We start from the raw sequence: 14,297 nt of genomic DNA, 5'->3' as shown, positions 1-14,297 counted from the left end.
ACAGACCCCGGGTTCCTCAGAACTCGGGGTCTATCAGTTCCTCCGGGACACCCTGGGCAGCAGCTTCGTCGACGAAGAACACGGTCTGCTTGCGACCCTTCGCACCGGCGGCAGGAACGGAGTGGTAGCTCGCTCCCGCGAGCGCGAGCCCGAGTGCCGACGCCTTGTCGGTCCCGGGAAGGACGAGCCACACCCGACGTGACGAGTTGATGACCGGTCGGGTCAGGGTGATCCGGTCGGACGGCGGGACGGGGGAGTCGCGCACGGCGAGGACGGAGCGTTCGGTCTCGGCGATCTCGCTCCGGTCCGGGAACAGCGAGGCGATGTGGCCGTCGGGTCCGACGCCGAGGAAGGCGATCGTGAAGCGCGGCCAGGCCTGACCCTCGGCGGCGTATTCGGCGAGCTCTGCGGCATAGTCCGACGCCGCGTCCTCGTGACCGCGGCCGGCGTCAGCCGCGGCGATGGGGTGGACGTTCTGCGCCGGGACGTCGATGTGCGACAGGAACGCGGCTCGTGCCGCGGTCTCGTTCCGAGCAGGGTCGTCCGCCGGCACGAACCTCTCGTCGCCCCACCAGAAGTGCACCTTCGACCAGTCGACGTCGTGCCGGGAGGGGCTCTCGCCGGCCGCGTGGAGGACCGAGGTGCCTGCCGTGCCGCCGGTCAGCAGGATGTGCGTCGTCTTCCCCGCAGCAGCACGGGACCTGATCCGCTGGAAGAAGCGTCTCGCGACACCTTCGGCCAGAGTCCGGGCATCCGGGCTGACGACGACGCGCTTCTCCGCGCGGAACTCCGACATGCGACTCCTACCTCGTGGGAGGGTCGAGGAGCTCCCACCCTTCGGTGATCACTCGACCATACAAGAGGTCCGGGTCGAGTCGACGCAGCTCCTCCGCCAGGCACTCCCGGAGGGAACGACGCGGCAGCACGATGTCGTGCGTGGGCTGACCGGGCTGCGTCAGCGTCGCGTCCGTCGCGGTCGTGCGTTCCAGCACGATGTCGCCCGACGAGCGCGAGAGCGTGACCGAGCGGATGCCGTGGGCCCACTCATCCGCATCCGTGTAGTGCCACTCCACGGCCACCTGGAGCTTCAGCCGCAGCCACGCGGCCAGGAGGCCCGTGGAAGGAGAACTGCCCGCACCGACGACGGTGACGCCCGTCACGGGCTCGAACGGCGGCTGATCGAGGACGGCGGCCAACTGCTCGCGCCAGTGCGTCAGGCGCGTCCATGCGAGGTCGGTGTCGCCGGGCTCGTAGCCGGAGCCGAGCTGCTCGAGACGGTCGGGGGAGAACGGCTCGGTCGAGGCATCCGTGATCCGGCGCTTCGCTATGCGACCGATCGGGGAGTGCGCGGTGTCGGTGGGCGGGTCGTCCGGCCACCAGGCGACGACCGGTGCGTCCGGCAGGAGGAGTCCGTTGATGAGACTCTCCTGGTTGCCGGCGGCCGCGCCGCGGGCGCGGAGGACGACGACCTCGCTCGCACCGGCGTCACCGCCGACGCGGATCTGCGCGTCCAGCCCGGTCGGGGCGTCGGGTTCGACCACGAGGACGATGACGCGCATCGGGTGTTCACGGGATGCCGCGTTCGCCGCATCGATCGCTTCCTCGTCCAGGCCACCGGTCGAGACGATGACGAGGGTGAGCACGCGGCCGAGGGCGACGGCGCCGCCCTCCTCTCGCACGCTCACAAGCTTCTTCGCGATCGTGGACACTGTCGTGTCGGGCAGATCGACGATCATGGACGCCTCCAGACGCGGCCGTCGCGGGCCAAGAGCTCATCGGCGGACGGGGGACCCCACGAGCCGGGCGAGTACTGCTCGAGCGGCTCGTCCTGCTTCGCCCAGTATTGTTCGACCGGGTCGAGGATGCGCCAGGACAGCTCGACCTCCTCGTGCCGGGGGAACAGCGGCGGATCGCCGAGGAGCACGTCGAGGATCAGACGCTCGTAGGCCTCGGGGCTCGACTCCGTGAACGCGTGCCCATAACCGAAGTCCATCGTCACGTCGCGGACTTCGTTCCCGGCGCCGGGCACCTTCGAGCCGAACCGCAGGGTGACGCCCTCATCTGGTTGGATGCGGATGACCAGCGCGTTCTGCCCGAGCTGCAGCGCCTGCGACCGCAGGAACAGCAGGGGAGGGGTGTGCTTGAAGACGACGGCGATCTCGGTCACGCGGCGGCCCAGGCGCTTTCCGGTGCGCAGGTAGAACGGCACGCCGTTCCACCGGCGCGTGGCGATCTCGAGTTTGATCGCCGCGTACGTCTCGGTGCGCGACTGCGGGTCCATCCCGTCCTCATCGAGGAAGCCCGTGACGTCTTCGCCGCCCTGCCATCCGCCGGCGTACTGCCCGCGGGCGGTGGCCGTCGCGAGGTCCTCGGGCAGGGTGACCGCGGCGAGGACCTTCTCCTTCTCGGCGCGGAGGTGCTCCGCATCGAGCGAGATGGGCTCCTCCATCGCCGTGAGCGCCAGGAGCTGCAACAGGTGGTTCTGGATGACGTCGCGCGCCGCACCGATACCGTCGTAGTACCCCGCACGGCCGCCCACGCCGATGTCCTCGGCCATGGTGATCTGCACGTGGTCGACGTAGTTGGCGTTCCAGAGCGGCTCGTAGAGCTCGTTGGCGAAGCGCAGCGCCAGGATGTTCTGGACCGTCTCCTTGCCGAGGTAGTGGTCGATCCGGAAGATCGCGTCCGCGGGGAACGCGACCTCGAGGGCCTCGTTCAGTTCCCGAGCGGTCTGCAGGTCGCTGCCGAACGGCTTCTCGATGACCACGCGGCGCCACGTGTCGCCATCGGCGTTCTCGTCGACGAGCCCCGAATCGCGCAGCTGGCGCGCGACGACGGGGAAGTCCTTCGGTGGGATGGACAGATAGAACGCGTGGTTCCCCATCGTCCCGCGCTCGGTGTCGAGCTTCTCGACGGTCTCGCGCAGACGAGCGAAGGATGCCGCATCGTCGAACGTGCCCTGGACGAATCGGATCCCCTGGAGGAGCTGGTTCCAGGTCTCCTCGCGGAACGGGGTCCGAGCATGCTCGCGTACCGCGTCGTAGACCACCTTCGCGAAGTCCTGATCCTCCCAGTCCCGGCGGGCGAACCCGACCAGGGCGAAACCGGGCGGAAGGAGGCCCCGGTTGGCGAGGTCGTAGACGGCGGGCATGAGTTTCTTGCGCGACAGATCACCCGTCACGCCGAAGATCACGAGTGCGCTCGGGCCCGCGATGCGGTTCAGGCGCCGATCGTCGGGGTCGCGGAGGGGGTTGGAACCCCGCGAGATCTCCACCACCATCGGTCAGCGGGCGCTGTCGAGGGCCGTGCGCACCGTGCCCTGCAGGTCGTGCCAGGAGACGATGAACTTCTCGACGCCCTCGTCCTCGAGCACCTGGGTCACGTCGATCAGGTCGATCCCCGCCTCGGCGAGCTGGTCGAAGACGCGGTGCGCGTCCTCGTACGCACCGGTGACCGTGTCGCCGGTGACCTCCGCATGATCGAACGTGGCCTCGAGCGTCTTCTCCGGCATCGTGTTGACGGTTCCCGGGGCGACGAGCTCGGTCACGTAGAGCGTGTCGGGAAGAGCGGGATCCTTCACACCGGTCGACGCCCACAGGGGTCGCTGGACGGTCGCCCCAGCGGCGATCAGCTCGGTCGCATCCGACTCGGCGAAACGCTTCTCGAACAGCTCGTACGCGAGGCGCGCGTTCGCAACGCCCGCCTTGCCCTTCAGCGCGGTGGCTTCACTCGTGCCGATGGCCTCGAGGCGCTTGTCCACTTCGGTGTCGACGCGCGAGACGAAGAACGAGGCGACGGAATGGATCGTCGCGATGTCGTGCCCGTTCTCCTTCGCCCGTCGGATTCCGTCGAGGTACGCGTCGATGACGGCGGCGTAGCGCTCGAGGCTGAAGATGAGCGTCACATTGACCGAGATGCCCTCGGCCAGCACGGCGCTGATCGCCGGAAGACCGGCGAGGGTCGCGGGGATCTTGATGAGCGTGTTGGGGCGGTCGACCTTGGCCCACAGCTCCTTGGCCTGCGCGACGGTCGCCTCGGTCTTATGCGCGAGGTCGGGCGAGACTTCGATCGAGACACGGCCGTCGACGCCGTTCGTACGGTCGAACACGGGACGGAAGATGTCCGCTGCGTCGCGCACGTCGGTGGTGGTGATCTCGAAGATCGCCGTGTCGACGTCCGCACCCTGGCCGGCCAGCGCCTGGAGGGGCGCGTCGTAGGAGTCGTCCTCGGTGTTGCCGATGGCCGCCTGGAAGATCGACGGGTTGGTCGTGACGCCCACGACATCGCGCGTTTCGATCAGCTGAGCGAGGTTGCCGGTGTCGATGCGCGACCGCGAGAGGTCATCGAGCCAGATGCTGACGCCGGCGGCGGACAGGTCCTCGGTGGGGGTGCTCATGCGTTCTCCTTGACGGTTGCGCGGGCCGCTTCCACGACCGCGTCGGCGGTGACGCCGAACTTCTCGAACAGGGTCTTGTAATCGGCGGAGGCGCCGAAGTGGTCGATGCCGACGGTGCGTCCGCTGTCGCCGACGACCCCGCGCCAGAGGCCGGTCGCTCCGGCTTCGACCGAGACGCGGGCCTTCACCGAAGAGGGGAGAACGGATTCTCGGTAGTCCGCGTCCTGCTCGGCGAACCATTCGAGGCTCGGGGCCGAGACGACACGGGCGCCGATCCCCTCGCCCGCGAGGGTCTCGCGCGCGGCGACCGCCAGCTGGACCTCGGAGCCGGTGGCGATCAGGATCACGTCGGGCTCGCCCTCGGGCGCATCGAGCAGGGTGTACGCACCCTTGGCGACACCCTCTGTGGTGGCGTAGCCGTTCTCGCCGCGAGGGAACACCGCGATGTTCTGACGGGTCAGGGCGATACCGGTCGGGCCGTCCTGGCGACGGAGGATCTCGAGCCATGCGGCCGCCGTCTCGTTCGCGTCAGCGGGGCGCACGACCGTGAAGTTCGGGATGAGCCGCAGCGTCGCGAGCTGCTCGATCGGCTGGTGCGTGGGACCGTCCTCGCCGAGGGCGACGGAGTCGTGGGTCCACACGAACACCGAAGGGATGTTCATGAGCGCGGCCAGTCGCACAGCGGGGCGCATGTAGTCGCTGAAGATCAGGAACGTGCCGCCGAACGGACGCGTCGGCCCGTGCAGCTTGATGCCGTTGATGATCGCGCCCATGGCGTGCTCGCGGATGCCGAAGTGCAGCACGCGGCCGTACGGATCGCCCGACCACTCGTGCGTGGACCACTCGGACGGGATGAAACTCTTCGCGTCCTTGATCGTGGTCAGGTTGGACTCGGCGAGATCGGCTGATCCGCCCCAGAGCTCGGGGAGCTCCGCGGCGAGCGCATTGATCACGACGCCGGATGCGGCGCGGGTGGAGACGTCCTTGCCCGCCTCGAAGGAGGGGAGGGCGCCGGCGATGTCGTCGGGGAGCGTCGCCGACTCGAGGCGGTCGAGCAGTGCCTTGCGCTCGGGATTGGCGGCTGCCCAGGCGTCGAACGACTCCTGCCAGGAGGCACGATCCGTCGCGGCGCGCTCGGCCAGCGAGCGTGTGTGCGCCAGGACCTCGTCGGAGACGACGAAGTTCTGCTCGGGGTCGAATCCGAGAACCTTCTTCGTGGCGGCGAGCTCGTCGGCCCCGAGGGCGGAGCCGTGGATCTTGCCGGTGTTCTGCTTGCCGGGCGCCGGCCAGCCGATGATGGTCTTGAGGACGATGAGCGAGGGCTTGGAGGTCTCGGCTTTCGCGGTCTCGATCGCCGCGTGGAGGGCTGCGACGTCTTCGACGTACTCGCCCGTCTTCTTCCAGTCGACCGTCTGCACCTGCCAGCCGTAGGCCTCGTAGCGGGCCTGCACGTCCTCGGTGAAGGCGACGTTCGTGTCGTCCTCGATCGAGATCTGGTTGGAGTCGTAGATCGCGATGAGGTTGCCGAGCTGCTGGTGTCCCGCCAGAGAACCGGCCTCGGACGTGACGCCCTCCTGCAGGTCGCCATCACCGGCGATGACGAAGACGTGGTGGTCGAACGGCGAGGTCCCGGCATCCGCCTCGGGGTCGAAGAGACCGCGCTCGTAGCGGGCGGCGTAAGCGAAGCCGACCGCCGAGGCGAGACCCTGGCCGAGGGGACCGGTGGTGATCTCGACGCCCTTCGTGTGCCCGTACTCCGGGTGGCCGGGGGTGAGGGAGCCCCACGTGCGCAGTGCCTTGAGGTCGTCGAGCTCGAGGCCGAAACCGCCGAGGTACAGCTGCACGTACTGCGTCAGCGAGGAATGTCCGGCCGAAAGGATGAAGCGGTCGCGGCCGAGCCAGTGGGTGTCGGCGGGGTCGTGCCGAAGAACACGCTGATAGAGCAGGTATGCCGCGGGGGCGAGGCTCATGGCGGTGCCCGGGTGACCGTTGCCCACCTTCTCGACGGCGTCCGCCGCCAGCACCCGCGCGGTGTCCACCGCGCGTCGATCGATCTCGTCCCAAACCAGCTCTGACACCTGGAAACCTTTCGTCGGTGATTCCGCGCAGACGGCCGCCGATCTCAGAAGAAGGGGGCATCCCGCGCCGGGATTTTCAGCATATCGATGTGGACCCCCCACCGAGGCCGGGGTGGCGCTCTGTGACGTGCGCTGTGAGCGAAGTGCCGCGCCGCGCGCGCAGGGACCCTCCTCGACGGATGCCGTAGACTCGATCCGACGATCTACACGGCAGGGGCGATGGCACTCACGGACACCGGCGCGCGCGTATCCGCGCCCGCTCGACAGTCGGCCGGCCGCACCGTCCGCGCGTACATCCAGTTGACGAAGCCTCGTGTGCTCGAGCTGCTCCTGGTCACGACCATCCCCGTGATGTTCCTGGCCGAGGATGGGCTTCCCAACCTCTGGCTCATCCTCGCGACGGTGCTGGGCGGCGCCATGAGCGCCGGCTCGGCGGCATCCTTCAACATGTACCTCGACCGCGACATCGATGCCCACATGAAGCGGACGGAGAACCGTCCTCTCGTCACCGGCGAGGTGTCTCCTCGCGGCGCGCTCGTCTTCTCGTGGACTCTCGCGATCGTCTCTACAGTGTGGCTGTGGGCCTTCACGAACTGGGTCGCCGCCGCGCTGAGCGCGAGCGCCATCTTCTTCTACGTCGTGATCTACACGATCCTTCTGAAGCGTCGCACCGAGCAGAACATCGTCTGGGGCGGGATCGCCGGTTGCTTCCCGGTCATCATCGGGTGGTCCGCCGTCACGGGCTCGCTCACCTGGACGCCCTTCATCCTGTTCCTGCTCGTCTTCCTCTGGACGCCGCCTCACTACTGGCCGCTCTCGATGAAGTACAAGGGCGACTACGCCGAGGTCGACGTTCCGATGCTGGGCGCCACGCGCAACGGCGCACAGGTCGGCCTGCAGGTCATCCTCTACGCGTGGGCGACCGTCGCCAGTTCACTGCTGCTGATCCCGGTCGCAGGGATGGGACTCGTCTACACCGTGTCGGCTCTCGTCTTCGGCGGCTGGTTCGTCTACGAGTCCCACGTCCTCTACGCCCGTGCCGTCCGGGGCGAGAAGGTGCAACCGATGCGCGTCTTCCACGCATCGATCACCTATCTGACCCTGCTCTTCGTCGCCATCGCGATCGACCCGCTGCTGCCGTTCTGACCGCAGCGGGCCGATCGGTCGATCAGCGAGAGGCGCCGTCCAGGACGGGCTGCTCCGTTGTGGCGGATGCGTCGGCCGAGTCGGTCTCGACGTCATCGACGACCGGGTCGGTCACCGTGTCGAGCTGCTCACGCGGGGTCGCGAAGGCGCGCAGGGCACCGAGCGTGAAAGCCAGCAGCAGGCCGATCACGCCGACGCCGATGAGGATGGCGCCCAGGATGGCCCAGACCTGTCCGACATAGACCTCCACGCCGGTCGCGGTACCGGCGTTCAGCGCGGTCTCCATCGTCCCGAGCTTGTCGATCAGGACGACGGCGCCGGCGGCGCTGGATGCGAGGGAGCCTGCCACGAGCACCCAGAACGGGATGCTGCGGGTCAGGCGGGGGCGGGTGTTCATCGAATCTCCTCCGGGTCGAGGCCGCCCGGATTCGGACGGCCCGGGCAACTGTTCCCGACGGACCCTGACAGGAGCGATGCGGACCCTATGAGAAGTCAGTGAACCGCGTCGACCCGAGCGATGCCCTCCGGCGCCCTGAGGCGGAGGATGACCACGGTCATCGCGGCGGCGGTCAGGGCCGCGAGGACCATGTGCACGCCGACGGCGATCTCGGGCAGTCCGTTCCGCGCCTGGTAGAGGCCGACCGCGATCTGCACGAATTCGGCGGCCAGCAGCACGGTGACCCAGGCGCGCGGCCGGAGTCGACGCGCCCACGCGACGCCCACGAGGACGAGCGTCAGGGCGAGAAGGGTGTATCCCGGCCACGCGTGCACATGCTCGAGGATCTCGGCGTTGAAGCCGTTGCGCCCGGCTGCGGCGTCCCCGGAGTGGGGGCCCGCCCCCGTGGTGAGGACGCCGAAGGCGATCGTGACGGCGAGGACAGCGGTCGTCAGGTGAGCGAGACGCGCGTACCAGGCAGGAACGACGCGCTCCCGAGGAGCAGCGGTCTCTTTCATGCGGACGAGGAAGGCCGCGCAGACGCAGACCAGGATCAGGGAGACCACGTAGTGGAATCCCACGATGAAGGGGTTGAGGCCCGTCAGCACGGTGATGCCGCCGACGATGGCCTGCGCGACGACCCCGCCCAGGACGATGAGCGCCAGGACGAAGAGGTCGCGGCGGGTGCGCCGCATCCGCCACACCAGCACGACGACGACCAGCGCGAGGATGCCGACGAGGCCTGTCAGCGTCCGGTTCCCGAACTCGATCACCCCGTGGACGCCCATCTCGGGGGTCGCGACGAGCGACTCCGGCGTGCAGGTCGGCCAGGTCGGGCAGCCGAGCCCGGACCCGGTGAGTCGGACGGCGCCTCCGGTGCCGATGATGAGCGTCTCGGCGATGAAGGAGAGCCACGCCATGACCGGCAGCAGCCGCGGGATCCGAGTGGTGGGCGGAGCGGTCGGTGTCGATGCGGTGATCAGCATGGGGTCGCCTCCGGGCGAGGGCCGGCACGCCGCGGGGGACGACCGTGCCTGTAGAATGAAGCAGTCGGCGAGCGCGATCCCCATCGCAGCCCGCACAACGATTCTAGGCGCGGTCTCGCGTCGTCAGAGCGGCCAGCAGCGGCATCCCCCTCGTGCACTCCTCTCGCGGGAGGGAATGCCGGAACGGATGACACCGTTGCCGCCCGTGAGGAGGAAATTCATGTCGGATGTGCTCATCGACCGCCCGGAGCTCGAAGGCCTGGGGGTGTACGAGTTCGGCTGGCACGATGCGGATGCCGCAGGTGCCGTCGCGCAGCGAGGGATCAACGAGGACGTCGTCCGCGGGATCTCCTCCCTGAAGAACGAACCCGAATGGATGCTGAAGACCCGTCTGAAGGGGTACCAGCTGTTCGGGCGCAAGCCCATGCCGACGTGGGGTGCCGATCTGTCCGGCATCGACTTCGACAACATCAAGTACTTCGTGCGCTCCACCGAGAAGCAGGCGCAGACGTGGGAGGACCTCCCCGAGGAGATCCGCAACACGTACGAGAAGCTCGGCATCCCCGAGGCGGAGCGTCAGCGACTCGTCGCCGGCGTCGCGGCTCAGTACGAGTCCGAGGTCGTCTACCACCAGATCCGCGAGGACCTGGAGCAGCAGGGCGTCATCTTCATGGACACCGACACCGCGCTGCGCGAGCACCCCGAGTTCTTCGAGGAGTACTTCGGCACCGTCATCCCCGCCGGTGACAACAAGTTCGCTGCGCTGAACACCGCCGTGTGGTCGGGCGGCTCGTTCGTGTACGTCCCCAAGGGCGTGCACGTCGAGATCCCCCTGCAGGCCTACTTCCGGATCAACACCGAGAACATGGGGCAGTTCGAGCGGACGCTGATCATCGCCGACGAGGACAGCTACGTCCACTACATCGAGGGCTGCACAGCGCCGATCTACAAGAGCGACTCGCTGCACTCGGCCGTCGTCGAGATCATCGTGAAGAAGAACGCCCGCGTGCGCTACACGACGATCCAGAACTGGTCGAACAACGTCTACAACCTGGTCACCAAGCGCGCCGTGGCCCACGAGGGCGCGACCATGGAGTGGGTCGACGGCAACATCGGGTCGAAGGTCACGATGAAGTACCCGTCCATCTACCTGATGGGCGAGCACGCCAAGGGGGAGACGCTCTCGGTCGCCTTCGCCGGTCCCGGCCAGCACCAGGACGCCGGCGCGAAGATGATCCACATGGCGCCGTACACGCAGTCGTCGATCGTCTCGAAGTCGATCGCCCGCGGCGGCGGCCGGGCGGGGTATCGCGGTGAGGTGCGGGTGGACGCCAATGCGCACCATTCCGCCAACACCGTGCGATGCGACGCCCTGCTGGTCGACACGATCTCGCGCTCCGACACGTACCCGGCGATCGACATCCGCGTCGACGACGTCCAGCTCGGCCACGAGGCCACCGTGTCGAAGGTCAGCGAGGAGCAGCTGTTCTACCTCATGAGCCGCGGCATGCCCGAGGACGAGGCGATGGCGATGATCGTGCGCGGGTTCATCGAGCCGATCGCCCGTGAACTGCCCATGGAGTACGCCCTCGAGCTGAACAAGCTCATCGAGATGGGCATGGAAGGATCCGTCGGCTGATGACGACAGCGACTCAGGCCCCCGCATCCGATGCGAAGGGCCACATCGACCCTGCGGCGAAAGTGACCGACCAGAGCGTCCCGGTGCAGACCCGCTCGGAGCGTCCGTGGTCGTTCGACCCGGCCGACTTCGGTACGCCGACCGGCCGTGAGGTCAACTGGAAGCACACGCCGCTGGACCGCATCGCGCCTCTGCTGGCCGACGAGGAGGCACCGCACGACGTCATCGGTGTCGAAGTGACAGGTCCGGATGCCGTGGAGCACCGTCGTCTGCAGAAGGACGAGGCACCCCGCGGAGAGGTCTTCCGTCCCGAGGACGTCGTCAGCGCGATCGCGTGGTCGCAGGAGCCCGAGGCGCCGCTCATCCGCATCCCGGCGGGCGTCGAGCTCGATGAGCCCGTCGTCGTGACCCTCACCGGTCGCGGCGGCCTCGCGCACGCCCACGTCGTCATCGAGGCGCAGGCGAACTCGCGCGGAACGGTCGTCCTCCGGCACGAGGGATCCGCCGCACAGGCCCAGAACGTCGAGATCATCGTCCGGGACGGCGCGGCGCTGACCGTCGTGTCCGTCCAGCGGTGGAACGACGACGCCGTCCACCTCGCGGCGCACCAGGCGCGCGTGGACCGCGACGCCTCCCTGACCCACATCGTCGCCAGCCTCGGCGGCGGACTGGTACGCGTGAACCCGTCGGTCGAGCTCGCCGGTGCGGGTGCGCAGGGTCGCCTGTACGGCCTGTCCTTCGCCGACGCGGGTCAGCACCTCGAGAGTCAGGTGTACCTGCACCACAAGGGCGCCCACACCAACGGTGACGTGCTGTACAAGAGCGCCCTGCAGGGCGCCTCGGCGCGGACGGTCTGGATCGGCGATGTCCTCATCGGACCGGATGCCATCGGCACCGACTCGTACGAGGCGAACCGCAACCTGGTCCTCACCGACGGGGCGCGCGCCGATTCGATCCCGAACCTCGAGATCGAGACCGGCGACATCGTCGGTGCGGGTCACGCGAGCGCGACCGGTCGTTTCGACGACGAGCAGCTGTTCTACCTCCAGGCGCGTGGCATCGACGAAGAGCAGGCTAGACGCCTCGTCGTCCTCGGGTTCCTCGCCGAGATCGTCCAGAAGATCGGCATCCCGTCCCTCGAGGACGAGTTCATCGCCGCCATCGAGGCCGAGCTGGCGGGCGGTGCGAGCGCATGAGCGCGCAGAAGGTCCTGCAGCTGAGCGACCTGGAGCAGGACACGGCCGTGCGCGTGGAGGTGGACGGGGTCGCCATCTCCGTCGTGCTCGACGGTCAGGGCGAGGTCCACGCGATCGGTGACACCTGCACGCACGGTGACATCTCCCTGGCGGACGGGTTCGTCGAGGGCGAGACGCTCGAATGCTGGGCGCACGGTTCCGCGTTCTCGCTGCGCACCGGTCGCCCCCTGAATCTGCCGGCGTACGAGCCGGTGCCCGTCTACGAGGTCACGATCGACGGGGACGACATCCTCATCGACCCCGCCGTGACCAAAGCCGTGAACTGAAGAAAGAAGCTGACATGTCTGTCCTCGAGATCCGCGACCTCCACGTGACGGTCGAGACGGAAGCCGGCGAGACCCCGATCCTCAACGGCGTCACGCTCACCGTCCGCACGGGCGAGACGCACGCCATCATGGGTCCCAACGGCTCCGGCAAGTCCACCCTGGCGTACACGATCGCCGGTCACCCGAAGTACACCGTCACGGGCGGCACCATCACGCTCGACGGCGCGGACGTCCTCGCGATGTCGGTCGACGAGCGCGCGCGTGCGGGCCTGTTCCTCGCGATGCAGTACCCCGTCGAGATCCCGGGCGTCACGGTGACGAACTTCCTCCGTACCGCCAAGACCGCCGTCGACGGCGAGGCCCCTTCGATCCGTGCGTGGACGAAGGACGTCAAGCAGGCGATGCAGAACCTGCGGATGGACCCGAAGTTCGCCGCGCGCAATGTCAACGAGGGCTTCTCCGGCGGTGAGAAGAAGCGTCACGAGATCCTCCAGCTCGAGCTCCTGAAGCCGAAGCTCGCTATCCTCGACGAGACCGACTCGGGCCTCGACGTCGATGCGCTCAAGATCGTCTCCGAGGGCGTGAACCGCGCCAAGGAGCAGAGTGACATGGGCGTGCTGCTCATCACCCACTACACCCGCATCCTCCGCTACATCCAGCCGGACTTCGTGCACGTCCTCGTGAACGGCCGGGTCGCGGAGGAAGGCGGCCCAGAGCTCGCGGCGCGACTGGAGGACGAGGGTTACGACCGTTTCCTCGCCCCCGTCGGCGGCGAGCAGGCCTAGGATCTTCGCATGGCCGAGACGCTCGCACCCGAGAAGTACGACGAGGTCACCGAGGCCCTGAAGGACGTCATGGACCCCGAGCTGGGGGTCAACGTCGTCGACCTGGGACTCATCTACGACCTCGGCTGGGACGATGAGAACGATGCCCTCGTCATCCACATGACCCTGACCTCCGCAGGGTGCCCGTTGACGGACGTCCTGGAGGAGCAGACGGGACAGGCGCTCGACGGCGTCGTGGACCGCTTCCGCATCAACTGGGTGTGGATGCCGCCGTGGGGACCCGAGCGGATCACGGACGATGGGCGCGACATGATGCGCGCGCTCGGATTCTCGATCTGACAACGATCGACCCGCCGAACCGGTGGAGTGAGAAGCGGTGCGACGTCGTCGCACCGCTTCTTCAGTTCTCCGAGCGACCGAGCCGCCAATAGCCCATGAAGGCGACCGCGCGACGGTCCACCCCGACCTCGCCGACGAGGTGCCGCCGCAGCGCCTTGATGGCGGATGCCTCGCCCGCCAGCCAGGCGTAGAGCCGTGCGCTCTTGAGCGCGGCGCCGCCCTTCGCCGTGCGGGGGACCTCCCACAGGATGTCGTGGTCGACGTCGATCTCCTCGACCTCCGCGCCGATCCCGTGCGGAACAAGCCGCTCGGCGACCTGCGTGACGGCCGCGACGAGGTGGTCGTGACGGTGGTTCTCCCCGGCACGGGCCGCAGTGATGATCTCGAAGCCCTGGTGCGCCGGGAGATAGGCGACGTCGTCGGGGTGCGGAACCTCGAGGACGACGACGCCCCGCGCGTCGTCGGGGAGCTGCTCGAGGATCCGAGCGATGGCCGGGGCCGCGGTCTCGTCGCCGGCGAGCAGGATGTTCTCGGTCTTGGCCGGAGGCACGAAGTCGATGCCGTAGTTGACGCCGGTGTGGGCGGTCGTCGGCGCGAGGATGAGCACCTCGTCGCCGGCCTTCGCCTCGGCGATCCACGCCGAAGCGGGACCCATGACGTCGTGGGCGACCATGTCGATGTCGACTTCGTGCTCGGCGTTGCGGACGGCCCGGGTCGTATACGTCCGCATGACGGGCCGTGCCTCGTCGGGCAGTGCCCGCCACTGCTCGTACCAGTCCTCGCCGGTCGGCATCGTCTCGATCGGCGCCGTCGGCGTCGGGAACAGGATCTTGACCCGTTGATCGAAGCCGGGGTCGCCGTAGGCGGACAGGGCGGCGTCCCTGAAGGTGAATCGACGGAAGCTGGGGGTCACCTCGGCGATCGAGGCGACGGGTGCTCGGAAGAAGGCCATGGTGCTCGAAGACATCGG

Annotated in this window: 14 protein-coding genes; 6 read left to right on the top strand and 8 right to left on the bottom strand. The window is 68.3% G+C overall.

Annotation, left to right across the window (positions count from 1 at the left end; translation table 11 throughout):
- Window positions 1-16: 16 nt before the first annotated feature.
- Genes pgl through tkt form a run of 5 tightly spaced genes read right to left on the bottom strand, consistent with a single transcriptional unit; the run spans window position 17 to window position 6,474 of the window.
- A complete protein-coding gene (gene pgl / locus ACIQLK_RS10885) occupies window positions 17-796 on the bottom strand; it encodes a 6-phosphogluconolactonase (protein ID WP_400364799.1) in 780 nt (259 codons plus the stop codon).
- 7 nt (window positions 797-803) lie between these two features.
- Window positions 804-1,736 carry a glucose-6-phosphate dehydrogenase assembly protein OpcA gene (locus tag ACIQLK_RS10880; protein ID WP_400364798.1) on the bottom strand — a complete coding sequence of 311 codons (933 nt, stop codon included), beginning with the start codon at window positions 1,734-1,736 and terminating at the stop codon, window positions 804-806.
- Window positions 1,733-3,280 (bottom strand): glucose-6-phosphate dehydrogenase, encoded by a 1,548-nt coding sequence (zwf, locus tag ACIQLK_RS10875; RefSeq protein WP_400364797.1) that lies wholly within the window; start codon window positions 3,278-3,280, stop codon window positions 1,733-1,735. Before zwf ends, ACIQLK_RS10880 begins: the two co-directional genes overlap by 4 nt.
- A 3-nt stretch (window positions 3,281-3,283) precedes the next feature.
- Window positions 3,284-4,396 carry a transaldolase gene (gene tal / locus ACIQLK_RS10870; protein WP_400364796.1) on the bottom strand — a complete coding sequence of 371 codons (1,113 nt, stop codon included), beginning with the start codon at window positions 4,394-4,396 and terminating at the stop codon, window positions 3,284-3,286.
- Window positions 4,393-6,474, bottom strand: a complete 2,082-nt coding sequence (tkt, locus tag ACIQLK_RS10865) for a transketolase (protein WP_400364795.1) — start codon at window positions 6,472-6,474, stop codon at window positions 4,393-4,395. The genes tal and tkt overlap by 4 nt, the downstream gene beginning before the upstream one ends.
- Before the next feature lie 219 nt (window positions 6,475-6,693).
- Between tkt and ACIQLK_RS10860 the strand changes: the two genes are divergently transcribed.
- Window positions 6,694-7,620, top strand: coding sequence for a heme o synthase (locus ACIQLK_RS10860; RefSeq protein ID WP_400364794.1), 927 nt, complete (start codon window positions 6,694-6,696; stop codon window positions 7,618-7,620).
- A gap of 22 nt (window positions 7,621-7,642) precedes the next feature.
- Here the strand turns inward: ACIQLK_RS10860 and ACIQLK_RS10855 are convergent, their stop codons facing one another.
- Together ACIQLK_RS10855 and ACIQLK_RS10850 are read right to left on the bottom strand one after the other, a co-directional pair.
- The gene (locus tag ACIQLK_RS10855; protein WP_400364793.1) at window positions 7,643-8,017 is read right to left on the bottom strand and encodes a dinucleotide-utilizing enzyme; all 375 of its coding nucleotides are present in this window, start codon (window positions 8,015-8,017) and stop codon (window positions 7,643-7,645) included.
- A 95-nt stretch (window positions 8,018-8,112) separates the two neighbouring features.
- A complete protein-coding gene (locus ACIQLK_RS10850) occupies window positions 8,113-9,042 on the bottom strand; it encodes a heme A synthase (RefSeq protein ID WP_400364792.1) in 930 nt (309 codons plus the stop codon).
- Between the two features lie 220 nt (window positions 9,043-9,262).
- Between ACIQLK_RS10850 and sufB the strand changes: the two genes are divergently transcribed.
- Genes sufB through ACIQLK_RS10825 form a run of 5 tightly spaced genes read left to right on the top strand, consistent with a single transcriptional unit; the run spans window position 9,263 to window position 13,327 of the window.
- Window positions 9,263-10,681 (top strand): Fe-S cluster assembly protein SufB, encoded by a 1,419-nt coding sequence (gene sufB, locus ACIQLK_RS10845; RefSeq protein WP_400364791.1) that lies wholly within the window; start codon window positions 9,263-9,265, stop codon window positions 10,679-10,681.
- Complete coding sequence (gene sufD, locus ACIQLK_RS10840; protein ID WP_400364790.1) at window positions 10,681-11,877, top strand: Fe-S cluster assembly protein SufD; 1,197 nt, start codon at window positions 10,681-10,683, stop codon at window positions 11,875-11,877. Before sufB ends, sufD begins: the two co-directional genes overlap by 1 nt.
- Window positions 11,874-12,203: a non-heme iron oxygenase ferredoxin subunit gene (locus ACIQLK_RS10835; protein WP_400364789.1), complete on the top strand. Its 330-nt coding sequence runs from the start codon at window positions 11,874-11,876 to the stop codon at window positions 12,201-12,203. Before sufD ends, ACIQLK_RS10835 begins: the two co-directional genes overlap by 4 nt.
- 14 nt (window positions 12,204-12,217) lie before the next feature.
- Window positions 12,218-12,988, top strand: a complete 771-nt coding sequence (gene sufC / locus ACIQLK_RS10830; RefSeq protein ID WP_400364788.1) for a Fe-S cluster assembly ATPase SufC — start codon at window positions 12,218-12,220, stop codon at window positions 12,986-12,988.
- Window positions 12,989-12,997: 9 nt separating this feature from the next.
- A complete protein-coding gene (locus tag ACIQLK_RS10825) occupies window positions 12,998-13,327 on the top strand; it encodes a metal-sulfur cluster assembly factor (protein ID WP_400364787.1) in 330 nt (109 codons plus the stop codon).
- 61 nt (window positions 13,328-13,388) lie between these two features.
- Here the strand turns inward: ACIQLK_RS10825 and ACIQLK_RS10820 are convergent, their stop codons facing one another.
- Window positions 13,389-14,294 (bottom strand): siderophore-interacting protein, encoded by a 906-nt coding sequence (locus tag ACIQLK_RS10820; RefSeq protein ID WP_400364786.1) that lies wholly within the window; start codon window positions 14,292-14,294, stop codon window positions 13,389-13,391.
- Between the last annotated feature and the right edge of the window lie 3 nt (window positions 14,295-14,297).

This window comes from Microbacterium sp. NPDC091382, assembly GCF_044757025.1.
GTDB lineage: Bacteria > Actinomycetota > Actinomycetes > Actinomycetales > Microbacteriaceae > Microbacterium.
The sequence above is the reverse complement of the archived record's forward strand: the minus strand, read 5'-3'. Positions and strand labels throughout refer to the sequence as shown.